This is a genomic window from Pseudomonas sp. GM18, from assembly GCF_000282195.1.
Classification (GTDB): Bacteria; Pseudomonadota; Gammaproteobacteria; order Pseudomonadales; family Pseudomonadaceae; genus Aquipseudomonas.
This window is the reverse complement of record NZ_AKJT01000004.1, coordinates 18522-41846: the sequence shown is the minus strand read 5'-3', so window position 1 is coordinate 41846 and position 23325 is coordinate 18522. Positions and strand designations below refer to the sequence as shown.

Annotated in this window: 12 protein-coding genes and 1 pseudogene; 8 read left to right on the top strand and 5 right to left on the bottom strand. The window is 55.7% G+C overall.

Going from position 1 to position 23325, the window contains the following annotated elements:
• Positions 1-182 precede the first annotated feature (182 nt).
• Positions 183-551 (top strand): DUF6124 family protein, encoded by a 369-nt coding sequence (locus tag PMI21_RS26785; RefSeq protein ID WP_007933438.1) that lies wholly within the window; start codon positions 183-185, stop codon positions 549-551.
• 334 nt (positions 552-885) lie between these two features.
• Here PMI21_RS26785 and PMI21_RS26790 read toward each other — a convergent pair whose 3' ends face one another.
• The 3 genes from PMI21_RS26790 to PMI21_RS26800 all read right to left on the bottom strand — a co-directional run bounded on the left by PMI21_RS26790 (position 886) and on the right by PMI21_RS26800 (position 3152).
• Positions 886-2082, bottom strand: coding sequence for a type II toxin-antitoxin system HipA family toxin (locus tag PMI21_RS26790; RefSeq protein WP_007933435.1), 1197 nt, complete (start codon positions 2080-2082; stop codon positions 886-888).
• A complete protein-coding gene (locus PMI21_RS26795; RefSeq protein ID WP_007933434.1) occupies positions 2083-2331 on the bottom strand; it encodes a helix-turn-helix transcriptional regulator in 249 nt (82 codons plus the stop codon).
• A 296-nt stretch (positions 2332-2627) separates the two neighbouring features.
• Complete coding sequence (locus PMI21_RS26800; protein WP_033063776.1) at positions 2628-3152, bottom strand: GNAT family N-acetyltransferase; 525 nt, start codon at positions 3150-3152, stop codon at positions 2628-2630.
• 191 nt (positions 3153-3343) lie between these two features.
• Between PMI21_RS26800 and PMI21_RS26805 the strand changes: the two genes are divergently transcribed.
• A complete protein-coding gene (locus PMI21_RS26805; protein WP_081499437.1) occupies positions 3344-4783 on the top strand; it encodes an ArnT family glycosyltransferase in 1440 nt (479 codons plus the stop codon).
• On the opposite strand, the gene PMI21_RS26810 is transcribed toward PMI21_RS26805, so the two are convergent.
• Together PMI21_RS26810 and PMI21_RS26815 are read right to left on the bottom strand one after the other, a co-directional pair.
• Positions 4734-5597 carry a phosphatase PAP2 family protein gene (locus PMI21_RS26810; protein ID WP_007933431.1) on the bottom strand — a complete coding sequence of 288 codons (864 nt, stop codon included), beginning with the start codon at positions 5595-5597 and terminating at the stop codon, positions 4734-4736. The genes PMI21_RS26805 and PMI21_RS26810 overlap by 50 nt on opposite strands.
• Positions 5598-5631: 34 nt before the next feature.
• Positions 5632-6303, bottom strand: a complete 672-nt coding sequence (locus tag PMI21_RS26815; protein ID WP_007933430.1) for a histidine phosphatase family protein — start codon at positions 6301-6303, stop codon at positions 5632-5634.
• Positions 6304-6580: 277 nt separating this feature from the next.
• On the opposite strand from PMI21_RS26815, the pseudogene PMI21_RS30095 reads away from it, so the two are divergent.
• The 6 genes and pseudogenes from PMI21_RS30095 to PMI21_RS0127795 all read left to right on the top strand — a co-directional run.
• A pseudogene (locus PMI21_RS30095) lies at positions 6581-7594 on the top strand (methyl-accepting chemotaxis protein); the annotation flags it as partial.
• A gap of 42 nt (positions 7595-7636) precedes the next feature.
• Positions 7637-8500, top strand: coding sequence for a methyl-accepting chemotaxis protein (locus PMI21_RS30090; protein ID WP_443200752.1), 864 nt, complete (start codon positions 7637-7639; stop codon positions 8498-8500).
• A 189-nt stretch (positions 8501-8689) separates the two neighbouring features.
• On the top strand, positions 8690-12064 hold the full coding sequence (locus PMI21_RS28410) for a Tc toxin subunit A (RefSeq protein ID WP_007933426.1): 3375 nt from the start codon (positions 8690-8692) through the stop codon (positions 12062-12064).
• 26 nt (positions 12065-12090) lie between these two features.
• Positions 12091-15978, top strand: coding sequence for a neuraminidase-like domain-containing protein (locus tag PMI21_RS26825; protein WP_007933424.1), 3888 nt, complete (start codon positions 12091-12093; stop codon positions 15976-15978).
• Entirely contained in the window at positions 15975-20498 is a 4524-nt protein-coding gene (locus tag PMI21_RS26830) for a SpvB/TcaC N-terminal domain-containing protein (protein WP_007933422.1), read from the top strand. Before PMI21_RS26825 ends, PMI21_RS26830 begins: the two co-directional genes overlap by 4 nt.
• Entirely contained in the window at positions 20495-23314 is a 2820-nt protein-coding gene (locus PMI21_RS0127795; protein ID WP_007933420.1) for an RHS repeat domain-containing protein, read from the top strand. The genes PMI21_RS26830 and PMI21_RS0127795 overlap by 4 nt, the downstream gene beginning before the upstream one ends.
• Positions 23315-23325 lie beyond the last annotated feature (11 nt).

Genomic DNA, 23325 nt, shown 5'->3' with positions numbered 1-23325 from the left:
AAAGGATTTCTCTGACAGATTAGAGCCACGTCATCCTGGGAAATTTCCCGCAACCTGTAGCGACTCCCATGAACTGGCGAACAACATTTCTGGAAGATAGTCTTCACCCTTCGCTGCGACCCTGCGGATGGTTTTAACAAGCCGAAATTACGTAAGGATCCCTAAACCTATGGAACGCCCTTATGAAAAAGATCACCCGAATCCCACTGAAAAATCCGGCCACTTCACAGCCTGAAACCCTCGACCCGACACAACAGCCCAAAACCACCGAACGCGCCGTCAGCGCCCGTCGGCGCAACCTGAACAGGAACATCTTCAGCGTCCGCCCCGACGTCGACATGCCCACCCTGCTCGCTCACGCCAGCGAAACCCTGGCGTCCCTCAACGTCATGACGTTGGACTTTGCCAACCAGCTCGAAGGCCCACAGCGCAATGTGGCACTGGCGCTTCAGCAGTTGACGATGCTGACCGAGCTTTTGGTCAACCGGGCGCGGGATAACCTCGATCCGAACGCGTCGGTGGCCGTAGACACGCCTCCTGTCTTGCATTGAGTGATCGCGCTCGTTGATTGAGCGACGGCAACAGACGCAGATTTCCGCGTAGAAAAACAAAATGGGCGACCTCATTGAGGTCGCCCATTTTTTTGCTGATGCCGTCTGTTGCCTTCGTTGCTACATCTTGAAGCCTAAGTCCTGCATGATCGCCCAGCTTTTTTGTAATCAGATCCAATTGCGGTGTTACGCCTTGCTGACACAGCAAACCACTGGCTGACTAGGTTCTGAGTGTGACTGCATGCCCATGACTCTGCAGAAGGTTTCACTTTGTGTAACTTACTGTTGAGTACGCTTAGCAACGAATTATCGTCGAGCCCGCGAAAATGGATTGCTACCCAAAAGTCAGTGCAAATGGCGCCGCCGCTTTTTGGATGGCACTAACCACATGAGGTGCCTGTTCTCGATGCTGGGGATAGCGTTCCAACACCACCTCCAACGCAGCCAGCAGTGCCTGGATACGCTCCTTCGGATGCGTGACTTCACATGTCTGCGCAAACTCCAGCAGGCCTTGTCGCGAGGCAAACATTGACTTGTTGCCCGCCAGATCCAGAGCCAATACATCCTCCGGGATATAAGCCGTGGTATTGACGATGTCATAAGCCGGTGCCAGGTGCGCATCACGTTGCGTGGGCTCCGAGTAAAGTAAGCCAAAATTCTTCAGATGAGCGTCGCCATTTCCAACGATGCAGCTCAGCGCCACGCTATCGAAGAGTTGATCAAGGGAGGATCGCAGATGCTGCACGGGGCAGAACAGACGGATCGCCTTGGCGATTGCTGCATAGCTTTTGCTGTATTTCTGATCGGCTGAAAGCCCCATTAGCGCCGCCATGTCCTCGAAGCCAAGTGGATTGAATTGATCGTCTCGATCAAAACGACGCATCACAAACAACTTGGCATTGTCGGAGAGGAAAAACTCCGGGACGGGGATGCCCGCTTCCTTGGCGATGGACATGCAAAGGAACTCGTTGATCGCCAGACCTGGAAACTCGTCTCGACCACTTTTGATGATCAAATCGGAAGTTTTCGAGGTGATTCGTGGTCGCGACTCCTGCTGCTCCGGCACCAGAACTTTCGGTTGAACACCTGAAATACCTGCACGCAGGATGTAGCGATCAAGCAGGTCTGCAAAGATATCTTCCGTGCCATCCCACGTCAGAATCTCTTCAAGTTTTTCCCCCACAAATGTCTGCTCCCCCAACAGGGCATCGACCGCCTCCGAGCGCACATGAACCCTGCCAATGGGTGAACTGCTACCGGACAGAGCGAGCAACAGCATGGGGTCAACGTTTACGGTTTTAGCCAGGCGATTACGTAACTGCTCCAGCACGTAGCCTTCCGGCAAGTTCATCTGAAAGATAGGGTGCAGGTCTCGTCGACGAAACTCGTCGGGGCGAACGGGCATCGTCAAGCTGATTGCCATGCTGGGCAATGCTTCTTCGTCGTAGCGGAAAATGAAATCCTCCGCGCTGGTGAGGATTCGGCCGCAGCTCCCTTCGGGGGTACTGACTTTGAGCGAGGTCATTTTCATCTAGAACAGATCACCAAGTTCTTCCAGGGTCGGCATAGCTGCCGGAATGACAGCAAATTCGCAATCCAGAGCACCTAACACCCGCGCATAGGCACTCATGCTCACAGAAAGAGTGCCCTTCTCTACTGCGATGACTTTCTGCCGAGTCAGCCCGGCGAGTTCGGCAAGACTTGCTTGCGTCAGGCCACGATTCATACGCTTTTCGCGTATTTGCTTACCTAAGCGGCAGATCAACAAAGAATAATCCATGTTCCATTACCGTGACATTTACATTTAAATGTATCGTATACATAACATTAATGCGACTCTAGAGTATTTCGCTCACCCAGAGGCCGATTGACGGCGGATCCATTTACCTTAAACAGCTGCAGTACCAGACACGCCGGAGGGCAGCCATCCACATGAACTTTTCTTCACCCCACCACCTCCCTCCAACCTGTACATTCCCCTCGCTCATTCAAGAAACTACGGTTTGCCCGCCCTCCCGCGGGCTTTTTTTTGTCTGCGATTTGGTTAGCAGACAGTTCAAGTGACCGCTCCCACAATCATTTCAACCGATACAAATACGTATCCTGCGCCTCATGCGGCTGCAAACAAGGCATCTGATAACACCGTCTGATCAAGCCAAACCCGGCCGCTTCGGCCAGCCGCTGGCTCGCCACATTGGCCGAGGCGATGGACAGGTAACACGTGAAACCGGGCATGCTTTTGATCAACGCCACAAGCGCCGTGCGCATATAGCCTTTGCCCGAATACTCGGTATTGACCCAATAGCCGACGACATACCGGTTGCGGCGTCGGGGCTTCAAGCCAATGCAGCCGATGATCGCGTGCGCGGCATCGTCGACGATAAACAGCCGCCGCTCACCGGTTTCGCTTTTGAATTCATCGACAGCCCGCGCGAGGAATGATCGGGCCTCGTCCTCGGTGGTATAGGGTTTAGCCCAGGGCAGAAATTCGCAGTGGACGGTAAAACTGACGTTCAGCGCATGCTGCAACGCTTTACACCATTCGGGGGCGGGGGCGCTCAATCTCAATGTGTGAGTGCCAACCATCAGCGCAAGCTCCATTGCATCATCCTTAACTACAAACTCCATGACGTCAGACAATAACAGCGCCAGGAAGGACGCTGCTACTCAGATAGCCCCCGTTAGTGCTGCCCCGACTTCGCCCGTGACCTCTCGCTGGCCGTTCACGATTCGTTAAGCATGCACCTCGTATGCTCAAGCTTCCCTGTCCCCTGCTCGGTAGTCAGAAGTTCATGTCGCGCCCCGTCTCTTCACTGTTTCTGCTCGCCGCTCTGCTGTTTTTCTTCGCGCTAAGCAATCACCAATTACAAGGTTCCACGGAGGCCAGGGTCGCCGGAATTGCCATGGAGATGCACCTGGATAACGACTGGGTGACCCCGCATTTGTTCGGCGAGCCATTTCTTGAAAAGCCGCCCTTGAGCTTGTGGCTCGACACCGGGGCGATTCGCGTATTCGGCGGTACGCCGTGGGCGGTGCGGCTGGCGTCGGCGTTTGCCGGGTTGTTCAGCGTGATGTTGCTGTATGCGATGCTGCGGCGGTTCGACCGGCCCAAGGTTATTGCCTGGACGGCGGGGATTTTGCTGGCGACCATGGCCAGTTACTGGAGCAACACGCGCAGCGTCGGCGAAGACGCGTTGCTGGCCTTCGGCGTGAGCATGGCGCTGCTGGCATTTTTTCAGGGGACACGGTACTCGACTGTCGGCAACGCCCTGCTTTTTGCATCAGGGATCGCCATCGCGACCTTGAGCAAAGGCGTACTGGGGCTGGCGATGCCTGGGGTGGTGATCTTCGCGTATCTGCTGGCCGAAACCTTGATGGACAAGCGCCTGAAGCCCTCGGACTGGCTGCGCCCCGGCCTGTTGACACTGCTGGGATTGGTGCCGCTGATGATCTGGCTCGCGGTGCTGTATCAGCGCGATGGCGCGCATGCCGTGGGGGAGGTATTGCTGACCAATAGCGTCGGGCGCTTCAGCGGCTCCTTCGTCGAGGCCGGGCATTACGAACCGTTCTATTACTACCTGGCCAAGCTGCCGGAGGCCTTTGCGCCCTGGAACATTCTGGTGTACCTGGGGCTGTGGCACTTTCGCAAAAGCCTGGTGACCAATCGTTACCTGTTGTTCTTCACGGTGTGGCTGCTGGCGCAGTTCGTCATGCTGACTCTGGCGTCAAGCAAACGCACGGTGTACCTGATGTCCATGACGCCTGCAGCGGCGGTGATTGCCGCGGAATATGCGAGCGTGCTGTTCGAGCGACTTCAAGCCTACTCCGGTGCGTCGACCTTGCCGAGGCTGATTGTCCGGCATCGTCGCGGTGTAGGCATTGGCGTATTGGCGGTGGTGATCGGCAGCTACCTCGCTGCCGCACAATGGGTTCTGCCTCACGCCGATCGCAAACTGTCCTTCCTGCCGCTGACCGAGCAGATTCAGACGTTGCAGGCCAGCGGGCAACAGGTTGCGCTGTATCAGGCCAACGAGCGGGTCGGCGGTGCCAGCGTGTTCTATACCCGGCGCGTACTCAAAGGCCTGGATACCGAGGCGCAACTGCATGAGTTTCTGAGCGCCTCACCGACCAACGTGGCGCTCATGTCCGGCTCAAATGCACCCGCTGCCCCCTTGAAGGTTATCAAGACAATGAAGGTGGGACGTCAGGCGTACTACTTTGTAACCCTGTAGACGGCTCAGCGACGGGTAGCGCAGCCTTTTGCAGCAACGGCAGCTCCAACCGCGCCCGCCCATAGAACGCCAACGCCGTCAGCAAACACGTCAGCCACACGAAGATCCCGGACCAGAAGGTGTGGGACATGTAGTGCCAGCCTTGCAGGACCCGTGTCGTGCCGTAGACGAAACCGAGCAGCAGCGAGCCGTACATCACAGCTTTAGCGTACCGCCAGCGGTAGCGGCGAGCCACGAAGTACAGCGCGAGCATGGTGAAGCCGCCCGACGCATGCCCACCCGGCCAGCAGCGACCGTCACCGGCTTCTTTCAGCAGGTCAAAATTCTGGTACCACTCCTTGTGCTCGATTTTCCCGGCGTACTGAGTGGTTTCAACCGGGCAGTACACACTGGTGTGGCTCTTGAGGTAGTGGATAACGCCGGTGCTGATGGAAAACGCGAACACCACGTAGAGGAAGTCCCGACGGTGTTTACTGGCGAACCGAAGCACGGGTGCGACTTTGATTTTTTCCAGAAACGCGATGATCTTCGAATGCTTTTCAGCCTTCAGTCGCGGCCAGAGAAACGACAGCAAGGCACCGATGATCGCGATCTCACCGGTCCAGTTCGGAATGATCCGTGCCCATTTATGGGTGATCTGCTCGAACAGACGGACATGCTCCAACGGAAACACCTGGGTAACCGGATCATAAAAAAGATCGCTGAAAGCGATGTCTATTTTAGTCATGTCAAACATCAGGAACACCGCGACCGCGCAGGCCAGCGGAATACCAAAGTTCACCCAGTAAAAGCGGTAACGGGAAGAAGTCAGCATCGTACGTCCAGATCCAGAGGGATGATGAAGAAGCTCATTCGGTGGTCACCGAATGCCAGTCAGAGGCTTCGATGGAACCAAGCATACGAGGTTCCTGAGGTTTTTCAGCGGAGATAAATAGAGAGGCGCCGTAGCCTAGAATAGCAGTCGGCAGCTTGAGATCTTTTTCGAATTCCGCCATGCACTCGCTGTGGGTCACCAAAATCAGGTTACGCCCGGCCACTTTGTGCGCCAGGGCATCGTGCAACATGCTGCCTTTGCAGTTGATCAGCCAGTCTTCGCCGACGCTAACCTTGTTGAACATATAACTGGAAGTCTGTGCCGCACGGATGATCGGACTGTTATAGATATCGGTCTTATTCAGGCCCAGATGTTCAAACTGCGCACCGACACCCACTGCCACACTGCGCGAGCGATCCGTAATGCCATCATTGCCAACCAGACAGGCCGCGGTGGAGTGATCGCAACGCTCGACGTGGCGCACCAGCACGATCATGTCGCCCTTGGCCCAACCCGCAGCCAGCGCACGGGCGCCCGCCACATTGCCATGGGCCAGATCGGGCACAGCCGCAGGCCGCAACAGCCACACGGTCAGCGGAATCACCAGCAGCAGCGAGGCCACGATGACCACGGCGTTTCGATAACGGGCCAAACGGCTCAGATCGATCGAGCGTTTTATCCCGAACAGACTCAGTCTCAATTCCACGTTTAGCCGCCTCGCCGGCATGCATCGCAATCATACAAAGCCGCCAGAGTAGAGAGTCTCGCGTCGGCTGCTGGTGAAACCCATGTGAAAAAAAGCTTAAGAGCCGCCCAATTTAAGAGCCCCCAAAAAAGTCTTGTTACAGAATCGGTACAACAAAATCCTTTCAGCTCACGCGATTGCTGCCGATATATACCTGCTACACACCTTGCTGGCTCCTAAAAACAAAAATCTTCCAGCCAACCGACGATCTAAAGCGCAACGTTCCTGGAGGAATTTGATGAATAGCTGGTTCGGTAACATCAGCGTGAACCTGAAGCTGGGCCTGGGATTCGGCCTGGTCCTGGCACTGACCTGCATCCTCGCCCTGACCGGCTGGACCAGCCTGGGCGGGTTGATTGACCGCAGCAACTGGATGAGCGACATCACTCAGCTCAATGCCGGCCTGACCAAGCTGCGTGTGGTTCGCTTGCAATACATGCTGACCAATGGCGACGAAACCGCCGCACAGAATGTGCAAACCACCCTGGACAGTTTTGTTGCTCAGCAAACCGCCCTGCTGGGCAGCTTCAAAAACCCTGAAAACGTCAAAATGCTCAAAGAGCAGGCCGCGACCATCGCCGCTTATCAGACGTCGCTGAACAAAATGCGCAGCGCCTACCGCACCGGCAACAGCGCCCGCGACGCCATGGGCGCCAACGCCGAAACCGCCGGCAAGCTGATCGATGCGATCGACATCCGTGTGCAGCAAATGCCCTTGAGCGATCAGCGCTTCGAACAGTTCCTGGCCATCACCGCCGCCAAGGAAGCGTTCATTCTTGCCCGCTATGAGGTGCGCGGCTATACCGCCAACACCAATGCCGAGACCGAGCAAAAGGCCTTTTCCCAACTGGATGCGGCCATCGCCAGCCTGAAGTCGCTGAACGTGCATTTCGCCGACACCCAGCAAGACGCCCTGCGTCAGCTGGAAACCGCGCTGAGCAACTACCGCAGCGCCTTGCAAGCCTATAAAGCCGCCAACAACGATGCGGTGCAGGCACGCAAGGAAATGACCGACCAGGGCGCCGCCATCGTGACCCTGAGCGATAAGCTGTATCAATTCCAGCTCGACCGCCGTGACGCCGAAAGCGCCCAGGCCCGCACACTGCAATTGATCAGCACCTTGCTGGCGTTGCTGGTGGGCATCATTGCCGCCGTGGTCATCACCCGGCAGATCACCGGCCCGTTGCGCGATACCCTTGCAGTGGTCGAGCGCATCGCCGGTGGTGACTTGTCTCAGGACATCAAAGTGACCCGCCGCGACGAGCTCGGTGTGTTGCAGCAAGGCATAGCACGCATGGGCGTGACCCTGCGGGATTTGATCAGCGGCATCCGCGATGGCGTCACCCAGATCGCCAGCGCTGCCGAAGAACTGTCGGCCGTGACCGAGCAGACCAGCGCAGGTGTGAACAGCCAGAAAGTGGAAACCGATCAGGTCGCCACCGCCATGCATGAAATGACGGCCACTGTGCAGGAAGTCGCGCGCAACGCCGAAGAAGCCTCTCAGGCCGCAGCCGCCGCTGACGGTGAAGCTCGCGAAGGCGACAAAGTGGTCAACGAAGCCATTGCCCAGATCGAGCGCCTGGCCAGCGAAGTGGTGCGTTCCACTGAAGCGATGAGCGTACTGCAGCAGGAAAGCGACAAGATCGGCAGCGTCATGGACGTGATCAAAGCCGTAGCCGAACAGACCAACCTGCTGGCCCTCAACGCTGCCATCGAAGCGGCCCGTGCCGGTGAGGCCGGTCGTGGTTTTGCGGTAGTGGCTGACGAAGTTCGTGGCCTGGCCCAGCGTACGCAAAAATCCACCGAGGAAATCGAAGGCCTGGTGGCCGGCCTGCAAAACGGTACTCAACAAGTGTCCGCGGTGATGAACAACAGCCGCGTTCTGACCGACAGCAGTGTGGCGCTGACCCGCAAGGCCGGCGTATCACTGGAAAACATCACCCGCACGGTGTCCAACATTCAGTCGATGAACCAGCAGATCGCTGCCGCTGCCGAGCAACAAAGCGCCGTGGCCGAAGAGATCAGCCGCAGCATCATCAACGTGCGCGACGTGTCCGAACAGACCGCCGCCGCCAGCGACGAAACCGCTGCGTCCAGTGTTGAACTGGCGCGGTTGGGGAATCAGTTGCAGATGATGGTGAGTCACTTCCGGGTGTAACGCCCGGCGTGAGCCTCCCCCGCCAGCCTTTACGCCGACGGGGGAGGACTCTGAAGTCCTACAGGTCGACAGCAACTGTCGCCATCCCGGCGACGATGTTTCCACCTCGTCACACATTGCAGCGCTGACGGCGCTCCCCCTCCTCGCACAGTAAAGTCGATAGCTCCACTTCACAGGAGACTTATCGGCATGGACGACTATCCGCTACTTCAGTCACTGATCAAGACCAGCAGTACCAAAACGGAACTGCAAACTTTTTTCAGAACCACATTGAAGCTGACATCGGTTTTCGATGTCGCCCGGCGCACCGAGGCCGACTTCACAAAACTCGTCAACGACGCCATTGAGCAGGATGAAACCCTCAAAGCAAAATTCGCAAACATCGATTTCGGGAAACTCTACGACAACGCGAAATGTTTCGCCGCGCAGATCAGCCACTTGTATCGGGAGCAGCAACTCTCATCCCCAGAAGCACAGCATCACTGGCAACCTCCCGGCATTCGCGGCGTGGAGAAACAGGGCCCGACCTACACTAATCTGTTTCAGGAAAACTGGGACGACTCCTGCAAAATCGATTCGATCGCCGCCATCGACTCGCCCGTTGCCTACCTAAGGGCGCTGTATCTGTTCGCCAAACAACTGGAAACCAGTGCATCTGAATCGACCACTGAAGAAGCCAATCGAATCCGGCTGCACAAACGCCGTCCGGATCTCGAGGAGTTATCGATCGACCAGCAAAGCACCTTCACTGCACAACCCATGCTCAAGATCGTCAATCAAATCCTGGATGAGAACATTCAGGAGGCACTAAAGACCACCGCTGACGAGGGCAAATCGACGTATGAAGTATTGGCGCAAAAGCATTATCCCTTCGCGCTTCCCTATGAATTTTTTCATCATCAATGCCTGCTGGGGTTTGGCGCCAAGAGGCTATCGCTGGGAGAATTGAATTATCTCATCAGCACCCATCTGCCCCTCACACAGACCATCGATAATCAATACGGCAACGTGCTGAGCGCTACTTCTGCCGACGCCCGGAAATTGATGTCCGGTCTGGGCCCTCAACAGCAGGCAGTGCTGACAGACGACTTGTTGAATGAAAAATTGCTGACTGAAACGGTCAATCAAAAGCCTCTTGCCCTGACCGAAGTCAAAGCCAGAGCGGATTACTGGAAAAAAAACTTTGGCATCGACGAGCCTTCCAGCCTGAGGAACCTGAACACCTTTCTGGAACGTACCGAGCTGAATGCCGAGCAAATGGAAATGCTGCTCGCGCAAGGCAAACATGCGCCACGCAAATCAACCAGTGACTTGACGAAAACGCCGGTGCCGTACGGCGCCCGCTATGTCAACGGCCCTCACTCTGCCGGCGCCACTATGAAGCTCGTCAAAACAAAGGGAAGTAAAAAAAAGGGGGATGAAAAAGAGGGAGACACCAAGACGATCGATCAGTTGACTGACCGACGACTCGAACGCCTGAATCGAATGATCCGCCTGCACCGCTGGCTCGACATCCCTTTTGCCGATCTGGACAGTCTGATCGTCAGCGCATTCGAATCCCAGGTACCGCGCAATACATCCATGCAACTCGACGCTCATACAGTAAGCGTCTTGGGGATCTATCGCTATTTCAATCGGCGGTACTCGATCGACGCCGAAGAGTTCGGTGCATTGCTTCACCAGGTCACGCCCTATTCCAACAGTGATGCTCCCTCGTTATTCGACCGGGTATTCAACCGGGCCCGACTATTCGATAAACCACTTGTGCTCGATGAACGCGCCTTCACTGCTGACAACTCGGACCCGACCTCCCACACCATCCTCCAGCACCTGAGTGCCAGCTTGGGTGTTGCCCTGACGGAGGATTCTTTATTGCAGATCGTCAAGAACACCGAGCAATACCTGGGCTCGCTCAAATGTGATTTACGCACCTTGTCATCAATCTACCGACAAGCGCGGATTGCACGAATGTTCGGTATTTCGATTACCGACAGTGCGACGCTGGCAAACTTGCTGGGGGGGGAGAAAATTTCCAAATGCCTGACAAACGGAAACATCGTAGACAGTCATACAATCCTGATAGACATCAAAGATTCCGATAAGTCTTTCAAGCTAGTCGCACGCTTTCGTGTACCCAAGCAATTTGATCCAGAGAATCCCCTCCTGCTTCTGTCAGGATCAACACTGACAACCAATACTTCATTGTTCGTTGATAGCAAAATTACAGGAAGCATCTACATCCGTTTCCCCGACGACTCGAACGATGATAAACACAGCATCACGATAAGCCAGATTCCTGCCGTTGCCCGTGATACTGAAGTCTCTCTTGAGGGTTGCCCAATAAAGCTGTCCGACGTCGATTTCGAAGCATGGATAAACCACAAAAATAAAGTAGCGATCGTGATACAGAGTCCACGCGATAAGACCAGCGGCCTCCCCGATGAAACTTCCAACTACCCCGATGTCACGCTGATGCTTAATGAATTCCAGGACCTTGATGAACTCCATTTGCTTGATGTACTGATGCAAATGGACTGGCTAACCAATTGGCTCAATGACTCCGTTTTCAGCATCCCCAAGCTGCGACGCCTTCTGGAGCCCAGGAACAGCGATGATCATGGGTTTCTGAATTTGCAGCAACACCTGAGCAAACTGAACCGCGATGCGAACGCGGCCGCGGTAACACCTCGAGAGATTGCAAAGCTGTCGCTTCCAAAAAATGTCGACGACTGGTGTCAGGTCTTGGAAACACTGCTTGACAAAAAAGGGCTGTTGAAAAACTTTGCCCCCTCCTTGGAGGACGATGTGCCGCAAAAACTGAGCACTGCTCTGGACCTGCTCATCAATACACAGGAACTGGAAAACGATCGGATCAAGCAGGAAACAAAAAAGAAACTCTACGACCTGCTGCTGCTTGCCCATGACCGACAGCTGCATACGGTAGAGAAGTTTATACAGGACATATCCCAACTGCCCATGAATTGCGCCAGAGGCGTGGTGGCATGGGCTGGGTCGTCGATTTACCAGATCCTGACCGCTGCACGACATGACGAACACCTGACCCGACTTCCCGAGGCACTCCAACCGACCCTGCGTCATGCCGAAGCAACCGTCCAATTGAATCTGAGCAACAGGGCCCTGCGCTTGTTCCTGAAGCATCCAGGCTGGCTGGGAATTTCAGGCTCACAGCCGGAACTGACCCTGCACAGTTTGTACCTGCTTGATCGCTTCAACCATTGCATGATCACTCACCAACACCCTGAAGAAAGTCTTCTGAGTTACCTGGAACTCGCCAACTCAAGCGCCTCCACAACGGTAATCAACGGCTTTCTGGCCACGCTGCTGAACTGGACAGCCGCGGAAGTTGCTGTTTTGACCAACATGCTGGCCAATAAAAAGGCTCGAACCATGAAGGACCTGGATTGGCTCATGCGCTGCCACGCAGCCTGCAAAGCCACGGGACTGAGTGCGGCATCGCTGCTTAACGCTACAGCCCTGAACAATCAAAGTACGTCCGTTGCCTGGAAAAAAGTTGGCGAAGCCGTTATGGCTGCCAGTCACTGATCCCACTACATGCTCAAGGAATGAACATGTCTGCCTCCATTGAAAAGCAACTCAACGAAAGCCTGCGTGACGCTCAACTCGCGTATTACCTTTCAGCCATCGTGCCGGACGACACGACACTGAAGTCGCTGAAAATCGCAGAGCACCTGAAAACCGCCGGTGACCTCTACCATTACTGGTTACTCGATGTGCTGGTCAGCCAGGATGTGCCCACCAGCCCGGTAGCCTGCACGATTGCCAGCCTGCAGCAATACATCAACAGCATTCTGAGCAACATGGAGCCGGGGTATCACACCGCGCAAATTCCCAAGGATCAGGTCGAGACCTGGCGCACGGTGATGCATCACTACTCGACCTGGGCCGCCAACCAGCGTGTACATTATTTTCCAGCGCTCTATCTGGACCCGACCCTACGCCACCTCAGGACCGATAGTTTTCAGCAGCTGGAAAACGACATCAACCAGAACCAACTTTCTGCCGAGTCCGTTCAAACGGCGGTACTGGCTTATCTGACACGGCTCGAAGAAGTCGCCAATCTGACCACGATCAACGGCTACATCGACGGAGACGATTTTGCCAACAGTACTTATTACTTCATTGCCAAATCCCCCTCTGTCGGCACGTACTACTGGCGGTCGCTGGACATGGCGCATCGCCCGTCGATACCGGGCTCTTCTTCCAATAAATACGATGCTCCGGAACCACAAGCCTGGTCGGACTGGGAGCGCATCAACCTGCCGATTTCCGAAAGCGCCATTGAACACACCATTCGCCCCGTCATGTTCAACAATCGCCTGTACGTGATTTGGGCCGAATGCATCTTTCAAGACAAGCCGAAGCAAAGCGAGTCGGCGCAGAGCAACGATGACTCAAACTGTCCGTTGTTCCGTTTGAACCTTTGCTACAAAAAATACGACGGAAGCTGGAGCACACCGCAGACCTGCCTGCAGGAACACATGTCTAAGGCTCAGCTAATCAAGCTTGCTTCAGTCAATCTCAGGAACGACACGCGAACCATTGCGATTCAAGATCAGTCGCACTCTTCGGACTCGTTATTCATCTGTGTATATATCCCGAGGCTTTCCGGTTTAGTGGACATGACCTGGTTCATGGCTGCCTATATAGACAAAGACTCAAAAGTTGAGCAAGTGTCTGAGTTCAAAAAGAATTACGAACCGTTTAAACCGTGCCAAAGTAATAAAAAAATGCAATTCAAGCGCCCCGCAAACGCCTCTGCAATAACCGACGCAGACATTCTATTAAACATTGTAGAGGCTACGCTCCCTACAAGCACCGACGTCGTTTGCAACAATAGACAATCCGGGCCGCCTAAAATAAATACTCATTCAGACGCTACTTTAGGCACTACAGAGTTTATTGACTTTACAGGCTCGGGCATCAGTCGCAGCGATGGTGAACTTCAAACCGGGAAGGAGCGCTCCCCTATTCGTTTGAACATCACATTCGCCAAGCATCTGATTGAGCGTGCCGAGACAAGCATGGACACGCTGCTGAGCTGGGATACCCAACACCTGAAAGAACCGCCGTTCGAAGAAAGTGGAAGTGCAGAGCAGATGGACTTCTATGGCGCCTATGGTCGCTACTTCGTCGAGTTGTTCTTGTACCTTCCATGGGTCGTAGCGCACCGCCTCAACGTTGAACGCCAATACAGTGAAGCGGAACACTGGCTGCAATACCTGTTCAACCCCGGCCGCAAGGCGGTCGCTGGCAAGAATTCCGACTACTGGAATGCCATGCCGTTGAAAGACCACGAAACTCCAGCACCCGGTCAAACTACCTATGCCATCCAGGGCCCACAAGACCCGCATCAGATTGCACTCAGTCACCCGGTGCACTTTCGCAAAGCCTTGTACATGCTCTACATCGATATTTTGCTCAATCGTGGTGATGCGGCCTACCGCACGTTGACCCCCGACGGCCTTGCGCAGGCCAAGCTGTGCTACATCCGCGCACAGGACCTGTTGGGGCCACGCCCGGACCTCAAACAAACCGACCTCTGGAGCACAGTCGAGCTGAAAAAATTCAGTGATGAGACCAACCAGGAACTTCGGGCTTTTGAGAAAAAACTTGGCAAAGACAAAAAACATCAATCCAACTCTTCCACGTCAACCCCTCAAGTCTGTGTCCGTCCTTATGCACCGCCCCCCTCGGTGCACACGATCGATACGCCCCATTTGCGTTTGCCGTTCAACCCGGTGCTGATCGCACGCTGGGAAAAGCTGGAGAGTCGTCTGCACAATCTCAGACACAATCTGGATATTGTTGGCAGACCCATGAGGATTCCCCTTTTCGCTGCACCCGCAACACCCGGCAACCTGTCCGCATCCAACCCTCAACGCGCCGCAGAACCTGGAACGGACCAGCGTCCCGGGTCAGAAATTCCGCCTTACCGCTTCAGTGCGCTACATGCCCACGCCATGAGTGCGGTGGATACAGTCATTCAGTTCGGTGCAACGTTATTGTCATTCATCGAACGCGGCGAGCAAGCCAGCTATCAGGAACTTCAACAACATCACGTCTGGGATTTGGCAAACATTGCCGTGGATCTGCAGACCCAGGCGTTGAAGATCGACCAAAAAAACAAGGAGGCTCTATTAGCCAGTAAAGCCATTGTGCAAGCGCGGCTGGATTACTACAGCGGGCTGGTCAATGAGGGGGTCTATCCGGAGGAAATCGCCGCGGCTGCAGCGCACCTGGCGGGACGCATTGCCGAAGCAGGCGCACACGCAGCCCAAGTGATAGGCGAGGGCTTGAAGGTCGTTCCCAACATTTTTGGTCTGGCCGACGGCGGGCATCGTCTCGAAGGGGTTCCCTTTGCGCTGATGGCCGGGGCTCAAGAATTAGCGGCCGCCGCCCATGGCACTGGCGAGGCGCTCGAACGCGCGGCGCAATACCGTCGTCGCCATCAGGAGTGGACTCTTGCCCGTGATCAAGCCCAACTCGAAATCAAGCAGTACGATGCACAGCTGGAGCTTGAAGCCGAACGGGAGACCGCCTCCCAGTTGTCGTTACGCCAGACCCAAACGTCACTGAGGCAAGCCAAATCCTCTTATGACTTCCTCAGCAAGCGCTTTACCAACTCACAGCTGTATCAATGGTTCACCTACCAACTGTCCGGCTTCTATTACCAGGTGTATGACGCAACGTTGTCGCTGTGCCAGCTCACCGAACGGTGTTGGCGCTACGAAATGGTCGACTACTCTACGCAGACGTTCTTTCAGCCCCAGGCCTGGAACAGTACCTATCGTGGGCTCGGGCCCGGCGAAGGGATGAAGTTGGGTTTGCTGAAGATGAAAAGTGCCTATCTTCTGGGCAACGAACGCGAGCTGGAAATCCGCAAGACCGTATCGTTACGTCAGCTCCAGTCGAAAGAAAAGATTACGGTTCCACTTTCAATCAACAAACCCTGGGACGATACGCTCGCGGCAGACAAAACGCCGATCAAAGGCATCAAATCCACCCTGGTCGAGACCGGCTCGTGCGAGTTTGAATTGACGCAGAGCCTTTTTGACCATGACTACCCTGGACACTGTCTGCGCCGGATCAGGAATCTCAGTATTTCCCTGCCGGCCATCCTCGGCCCTTATGAAGATATCCGTGCCACGCTGACCCAGACAAGCAGCGAAGTCGTCATGCCCGGCTCCGACAAGACAGTCATGAAAAGTCTGCGGGCCAATCAGCACATTGCCCTGTCGACAGGTATCGACGACAGCGGTCTGTTCACCTTGAACTTTCAGGACGAACGCTACCTGCCTTTTGAATACACCGGCGCGGTATCGAAATGGAAGCTGTCGTTTCCCAATCATACCGCCCAGAAATCCATGCTCGAGTCACTCACCGACATCATTATCCATGTGCAATACACCGCCAGGACTGATGGAGGTGCGCAATGAGCCAGGACGCCTCCCTGATAGCAACCCCTCCCACGCTGCCCAAAGGCGGCGGCGCCATTCACTCCATTGGAGACAAGCTCGGCACTGTCGGCACCAACGGTGCAGCCTCCTGCGAAATCCCCTTGCCTGTATCGACCGGCCGTGGCTATGCGCCGGCGCTGACCCTGCGCTATAGCAGCGCTCAAGGCAATGGTGTTTTCGGTCTCGGCTGGGCGTTACCCCTGGCGACTATCGCGCGGCGTACCACTCTGGGCGTTCCGACCTACACCGACGATGATCTGTTCGTCGGGTCCGATGGCCAGGTCTGGATGCCTGAACGGGATCGCGAGACCGGCGCCATCCAATCAATCAATAAAATGTGTTCCGACGGCAGCCGGCAGGTGCTACACAAGGTTGTCAGCTATCGACCTCGTGTCGAAACCGACTTTGCCAAAATCGAGCATTGGTCTCGGGACAGTGACAAACCGGGTTTCTGGTTGATCTACAGCGCTGACGGTAGCCAGCATGTCTATGGAAAAACGCCCCTGGCAAGGCGTACTGCGGCCGATAACCCGGCGCAGGTCGGTGAGTGGCTGCTCGAAGAGAGCATGAATGCGCTGGGTGAGCATATTTGCTACGAGTACATCGCAGATACGCACTTCACGGCGGACATCGACTGCCGTGCCCAGCGTTACCTGAACCGGGTGTGTTATGGCAATTTCATTGCCGCCCTACAGCTCTTTCAATGCACAGACGATGGGCTCAAGGATGTCCGCTGGCATTTCGAGTTGCGCTTCGACTATGGCGAACCCGCAGCAGGACAGGAAGACAACCCGCAGCACCCCGGATGGCGATCATGGTCGGTCCGCAGTGATCCATTCTCGGACTTCGGCTACGGTTTCGAGTTACGCACTCAACGCCTGTGCCAGCAGGTTCTGATGTTTCATCACTTCCCGAATGAACCCTCCATGGGGAACGAGCCGGTACTGGTGCGACGCACCTTGCTCCAATACCAGACCAACCACCTTTCCTACAATTTGTTGAGTGCCGTGCTCAATCAAGCCTACAGCGGCAGCGGCGAATACCTGCCACCGGTTGAGTTCAGTTATACCGACTTCGCCGTCAGTCCCGACTCTCGGCATTACAAACCCTTCGAGGCATTGTCCGGGCTTAACCATCAGCAACGTTTTCAGTTCATCGATTTGCTCGGCGAGGGCCTGCCCGGCGTGCTTCATCAGACCGACAATTGTTGGCGCTACGCCCCCCCCTGCCGACAGGAAGCGGGAGGCGATCATGTGGCCTATATGCCATGGCGTGAGCTGCCGCAAATCCCCATTGCCGACAGTCGCGCATCACCTCGACAGTTTCTCGGTGAACTGAACGGCGACGGCTGGCCCGACTGGATAGTGGCACAGCCTGGTTACAGCGGTTTCTTCACACTGGCACCGGATGGCCAATGGTCAGGCTTCACCCCGTTTGCGGCGGTTCCGACAGAGTTTTTCCACCCGCATGGGCAATTCGCGAACCTGATGGGTGCCGGGCTGAGCGACCTGGTGATGCTCGGCCCTCGCAGTGTGCGGCTATACGCCAACCGCAAAGACACCGGATTTGCACCGGCAACCGAAGTGTCGCGCCAGGTCGCCGAAGATGACCTACCCTGCCCCGGCAACGCTCGGGGAGAACTGGTCGCCTTCAGTGATCTGCTGGGCAGCGGCCAACAACAGTTGATCCGGATACGCCATAACGAAGTGAAGTGCTGGCCGAACCTTGGCCGAGGGCGCTTCGGCAAGGGGCGAGTGATCGCCACGCTGGATTTCCCCTACGAGTCATTCGATGCCTCACGCATTTTGCTGGCCGACGTGGATGGTTCGGGGGCTGCCGACCTGATTTATCTGCAGGCGGACTGTGCGCGAATCTTCATGAACCGCTGCGGCAACAGCCTGAGCCCAGCGATTGAACTGCCATGGCCCGACGGCTTTCGCTATGACCGTTTCTGCAAGGTCATTGCCACAGACCTGCAAGGCCTGGGTTGCGCAAGCCTGGTCTTCAGCGTCGCTGGGGAAACGCCACGGCATTGGCGCTACGACTTCGTCGACGTCAAACCGTATTTGCTCGTGGGAACCAACAACAATATGGGAGCGGCCTGTAGCCTGAGCTATCGCAGTTCGGCACAAGAGTGGCTGGATGAAAAGCAGCATTTGCAGAAAAACAACAAAGAATCGATTTGTCAGCTCCCTCTCCAGTTGCCCGTGGTCAAGCAACAGACCCAATACGATGAGATCAGCGGAAACCGGATAAGCCAGCGGTTCAAGTACCGACGAGGTTTTTATGATGGCGCGGAACATGAATTCCGCGGTTTCGGCCTGCTCATACAGACGGATAGTCCCACCCGCCCTGACAGCACACAAAACAGTCCCCACTCCGCACCGACCCTCACCAAAACCTGGTTCCACATCGGTAACGACATCGATGCGCTCATCCGGGATCGAAACTCAAGCGATGAAAAAGCCGTTGGCCTCAAAGGAACCATTCAGAAGCTGGGAGAAAGCTGGACACCGCGCAGCACCCGCCATGACCCGACCAAGACCTATACCGACGTCCGTCAACGGGAAATCGCCCGGGCGCTAAACGGACGGATCTTGCGGGTGGAAGTCTACGGACAGGGACAGGATCCGAAGTCGAAGCTCCCATACTCAGTGCAGGAACATCGCTACAAGGTCAACGAACTCAGAGGCATGGGCAAATACAGCCCTTATTCAATCGTGCATCCGGTCATTGTCGAGTCGATCAGCTACCAGTATGAGCGTATCCCGCAAGACCCTCGCTGCACGCATACGATCAATCTGGAATGGGACGCTTACGGGTACCTCACCCATCATCTGCAGATCAGTTATGCCCGCCGTTTGAGCGCTACCGATGACTGCCCCTTCACAGATACCTGGGAGAAAAAATGGTGGGGTGATTCCCATGACGAAGCCCAGCAGTATTACTACCTGAGCGAACATAACGCTCAATTCATTCACATCAGCACAAGCAACAGCAGACGCCTGGGATTGCCTTATCTGCAACGCAGCAACGCATTGAAACTGCCCAAGGCACCGTTGGCCGACGGCCTGGATCCCGCCAGTCTCAATCATGAGTCTCTGCGTGTGTTGAGTGCGTCATCTGCCTGGAAGGACCATCGGGTCTTGACCGGGATGTCTTTACAGCGCTACAGGAAACCTGACGCAAGTGATGGCTTCCCGGATGGCCAGGCCAGCGTCGAAGGGCTGGTTGATTATCAGGAAATCGCCGAGCTCAATGATGTGGCGCTGAAAGCCTATGACCGGCTCAAGTCTGCCGGAGACAAACCGGCGGTGGATATCAGGCAAAAACTTGAACACTGCGGCTACAAAAAAATGCCCATCGCGCTGCCCGCCGATGATCAGTGGGACAAACAAAATCACCTCTGGTCAGTACAACTCGGTTTTACCACTTACCAGAAACCGGAGGGATTTTGCCGGCCGCTGACAGTCAGGGCCAGCCGGCAACACGGCCCGACAACCATCGGTCACGACCCTTATTTCTGCCTGGTGACCAAAGTCGTCCTGCCGGACGACTGCACCACGCAAACAACCGATATCGATTATCGAACCCTGCTGCCCCAACAGATCATCGATCCCGACGGGAACATTCGACAAGCGTTGTACGACGCTTGCGGACAGCTACAGGCTCTGAGCTACTACAAAAATCAGTCGGACACTACCAGCGGCTTCAAACCGATCAGTACCTATACCCGGCATTACGATGGTCGCCCAGACATCGCCATCGAAAACCCGCAAAGAGCGTTACAGCAGATCGCCACTGCGTATTTTTACGATCGACTCAGTTGGATGGGACACATTGCTGCCACGACCCAACAGGAGCAGGACTGGCGCAAACAAGCGGTGGCGGCTGGCGACCTGATGCCCACCGGACATATTCGCGCCAGTGCGCGTAATCGCCTGCCAAGTCTGTTAATCAAGACCCCCTACACAGAGAAACTACAGACACTTATACAAAACGCTCAGCGTGAACCGGTTCATTGCGCCACGATGCAGGCCGATCGCCTGCCCGGTGAACCTGAACAACAGATCCGCATCACCCTCGCTTGCTGGGATGGATTTGGCAGACCGTTGCAAAGCAAACAGAAAGTCGAGTCCGGGCTGGCGTGGGCCGTCAAGGAAAATGGCGCATTGGAGTTGACCGACGGCGTCCCTCGTATGCAAAAGGTCGATCCTCGCTGGTGTGTCAGCGAGCGCATGGAGTATGACAACAAGGGGCAAGTTATCCGGATGTATCGTCCTTACTTCAGTGACCGCCATCGCTACATCAACGATCAATCGCTGCGCCAGTCAGGTCTGTGCGATCAGCAGTTCCATGATCCACTCGGTCGACTCCACCGAGTCATCAACGCCAAGGGCGACGAGTCCCGATACACCTGCCACCCCTGGTATTCCATCGCCGAGGACGAAAACGACACCGGGCTTCCAGCCTCCATCCTCAAGGAGGACGACAGATGAACGCCAACACTCATGCGCACACACCCACATTGAATGTCGTCGATGGTCGCGGCGTTCAGGTTCGTGAGGTCAGCTACTTGTGCAATGAACTCATTGCACAACCGCAGGCCCGCATCAAACGCAGCCGTCACGACCTCAGTCTGCAAGTCGTTGAACGGCACTCCCACTCCGACGTCGTAAACACCGCTGACTTCATACAGACCAGCAGCCTGTCAGGAGCGGTATTACTGGATGAAAGTACCGATGCGGGCTGGCGTTTGAGCTTCTTTGGCGAGGCTGGCCAGACGCTTGAAAAATGGGACTCCCGCGGCAGCCACTGGCAAATGAGCTACGACAACCAGCTCCGCCCGACGCTGACAGGCGAAACATCAGAGGGAAGCAATAGCCGCGTCATCGAGCGTCTTACCTATGCAGCCAGCTCGCCGGAGTACGCACGGCACAACCAGTGTGGTCGATTGGTTCGTCACGATGACCCGGCTGGCAGCCTGTTTCTGGAGGACTATGACCTGACGGGAAATCTGCTCCGCGAAACACGACGGTTGCTGAACGGTCCGCAAACGGTGGATTGGCCGGCAGAGCCTGAAAAACGTGATGACTTGCTGGAAAGCGGTAGCGGCTACACCACCCGCTGGCAGTACGCTCCCACAGGTGGAGTCCTCGAACAGAAAGATGCCCGAGGGCACACACAACGCGCCTGGTTCGATGTTGCCGGACAGCTCAAGAAGGTCACCCTGCAACTCAACGGTACCCCAGAACAAAGGTTGATTCTCGATCAGGTCCACTACAACGCCCAAGGGCAAATCACCTCGCAAACCCTCGGCGGCAAGATCACCCATGAGACGGTTTACACGCCGGAGAATGGTCGGGTGCTGCGACGAAATACCTCACGAGTCGGGGGGCGCAACCTGCAAACACTGCGTTATGGCTATGACCCTGTCGGCAACGTTTTGAGTGTCGAAGACCACAGCAAACCCGAGCAGCACAATGCCAATCAGCGCATTACACCGGTCAGCACTTATGTGTACGACAGCCTTTATCAGCTGATCCAAGCCTCTGGCCGCGAAGAACAACGTGCGCGGATTCAGGCACCGCTCCCGGCCTGGTCATCGCGCATCGGTGACCGCAGTCGCCTACTCAACTTCACTCAGCATTACAGTTATGACGTGCGCGGCAACTTGATCAAGCTGCGCCATCAGCGCGAGGGCAATAACTATACCCGCGAAATGCGCATCGCCCCTGGCAGTAATCGCGCCCTGCCCTGGGATGTCGGTGATCCGGAACCGGACTTTGCCAAAGGCTTCGACGCCAACGGTAACCTGCAAGCATTGCAGGCCGGTCAACCGCTGGAGTGGAACGCCCGCAACCAGTTGCAGCGCGCCGCGTTGATCGAGCGTGACGACGGGAATGCAGACGCCGAAACCTACCTCTATGGTGCAAACGGTCAGCGAGTGCGCAAGCGCCAGACGCAAAAGGCTCACGCCACCACCCATGTTCATGACGTGCTGTACTTGCCGGGACTGGAAATCCGCGTCGGCAGTAAGGAACGACTCGACGTCGTCACCGTGAATGCGGGCGCGTTCAAGGTTCGTTGCCTGCACTGGTCTGATGGACTACCCGAATCCATCACCAATGGCGCCCTGCGATACACCTTTGACGACCATCCGGGGTCTACCACCCTGGAACTCGATGCCGAAGGCCAACTGATCAGCGAAGAAGGCTATTACCCGTTTGGCACGACAGCATGGCGGGCCGCGCGCGACACAATCGAGGCGAAATACAGAACCGTTCGCTACTCGGGTAAGGAGCGCGATGCCAGCGGGCTGTATTACTACGGCTATAGATATTACGCACCCTGGTTACAGCGGTGGATCAGCCCGGATCCGACGGGGATTGCCGACGGCCTGAATCTCTACTGCATGGTGGGTAACAATCCCATTCGTTATGTCGACAGGCTAGGAACCAATAAAGAACAGGAAGAGATAAAGGAAGAACTGGCTACTTACCCAAAGATACTGTCGGAAGTTCAGCAACGAGTGGGTGTCCTGAACTATCAGCTCTACAACAGTTTCAGCAATCGTGAGATTTACAAACGATTCGGGCAGAGCATGGGTTACAACGTCTCCCGAGCTGCCGCGTCAATGGCTGCCGGCACTGTGGCTTTGGCGGGCGGCCCGATAGCGAGCGGTGCAGCCTCGATCGCTACCTCGCTGACGCTCGACACCGCGGCACAGAAGTCCGATACGACGCGACACCTGCCCCACTCTTTGCTGCCTCAAGCCAGCCGGCTGGATCCTGAACAAATAGAGGCAGCAGGACGAACGGCTTTTTACAACGCTTATGGAAAAGGAAAGACCGCGATCAAGGAACATGATCCTCGAACAAAACATGGCAGTCGCAAACTTGCATGGGCCGGCATGCGTTCCGCCTTGTCGAATTTCGTGCCGTTAGCCAGCGCCGTGGTTGGCACGATCCAAGGGGTCAGTCAGGTCAAGACAGCACAAGAGGGGTTGTCGGCAAAAAAAATCGAAAGACTCAACAACGCTCTCCATTTGCTGGATGAGTACCTCGCACACGACTCGCAGGAAATAAACAAAGCCTTCAATACCTTGGGTGTAGAAGAGTTTTATCCAAGAGATCCACTGGGAACGATGAAGCTTACTTTTGATATCGCGACCAACCGAATTGTGACTTCGGGCTCACATTCGATAAAACGCGCAGACATGCAACGAGACATCAACACCGCCAGAGCCACCATCCAGAGAGGCCGGGAACTGCTCTTCAGACACCAGGAATACAACCGGTCACGCGTCAGTTGAGCGATCAGTGT

Bases quoted from the DNA above. Each gene is read 5' to 3' on its own strand.
- PMI21_RS26785 (WP_007933438.1), top strand. From the start codon at position 183: ATGAAAAAGATCACCCGAATCCCACTGAAAAATCCGGCCACTTCACAG.
- PMI21_RS26790 (WP_007933435.1), bottom strand. From the start codon at position 2,082: ATGAAAATGACCTCGCTCAAAGTCAGTACCCCCGAAGGGAGCTGCGGC.
- PMI21_RS26795 (WP_007933434.1), bottom strand. From the start codon at position 2,331: ATGGATTATTCTTTGTTGATCTGCCGCTTAGGTAAGCAAATACGCGAA.
- PMI21_RS26800 (WP_033063776.1), bottom strand. From the start codon at position 3,152: ATGGAGCTTGCGCTGATGGTTGGCACTCACACATTGAGATTGAGCGCC.
- PMI21_RS26805 (WP_081499437.1), top strand. From the start codon at position 3,344: ATGTCGCGCCCCGTCTCTTCACTGTTTCTGCTCGCCGCTCTGCTGTTT.
- PMI21_RS26810 (WP_007933431.1), bottom strand. From the start codon at position 5,597: ATGCTGACTTCTTCCCGTTACCGCTTTTACTGGGTGAACTTTGGTATT.
- PMI21_RS30090 (WP_443200752.1), top strand. From the start codon at position 7,637: ATGGGCGTGACCCTGCGGGATTTGATCAGCGGCATCCGCGATGGCGTC.
- PMI21_RS28410 (WP_007933426.1), top strand. From the start codon at position 8,690: ATGGACGACTATCCGCTACTTCAGTCACTGATCAAGACCAGCAGTACC.
- PMI21_RS26825 (WP_007933424.1), top strand. From the start codon at position 12,091: ATGTCTGCCTCCATTGAAAAGCAACTCAACGAAAGCCTGCGTGACGCT.
- PMI21_RS26830 (WP_007933422.1), top strand. From the start codon at position 15,975: ATGAGCCAGGACGCCTCCCTGATAGCAACCCCTCCCACGCTGCCCAAA.
- PMI21_RS0127795 (WP_007933420.1), top strand. From the start codon at position 20,495: ATGAACGCCAACACTCATGCGCACACACCCACATTGAATGTCGTCGAT.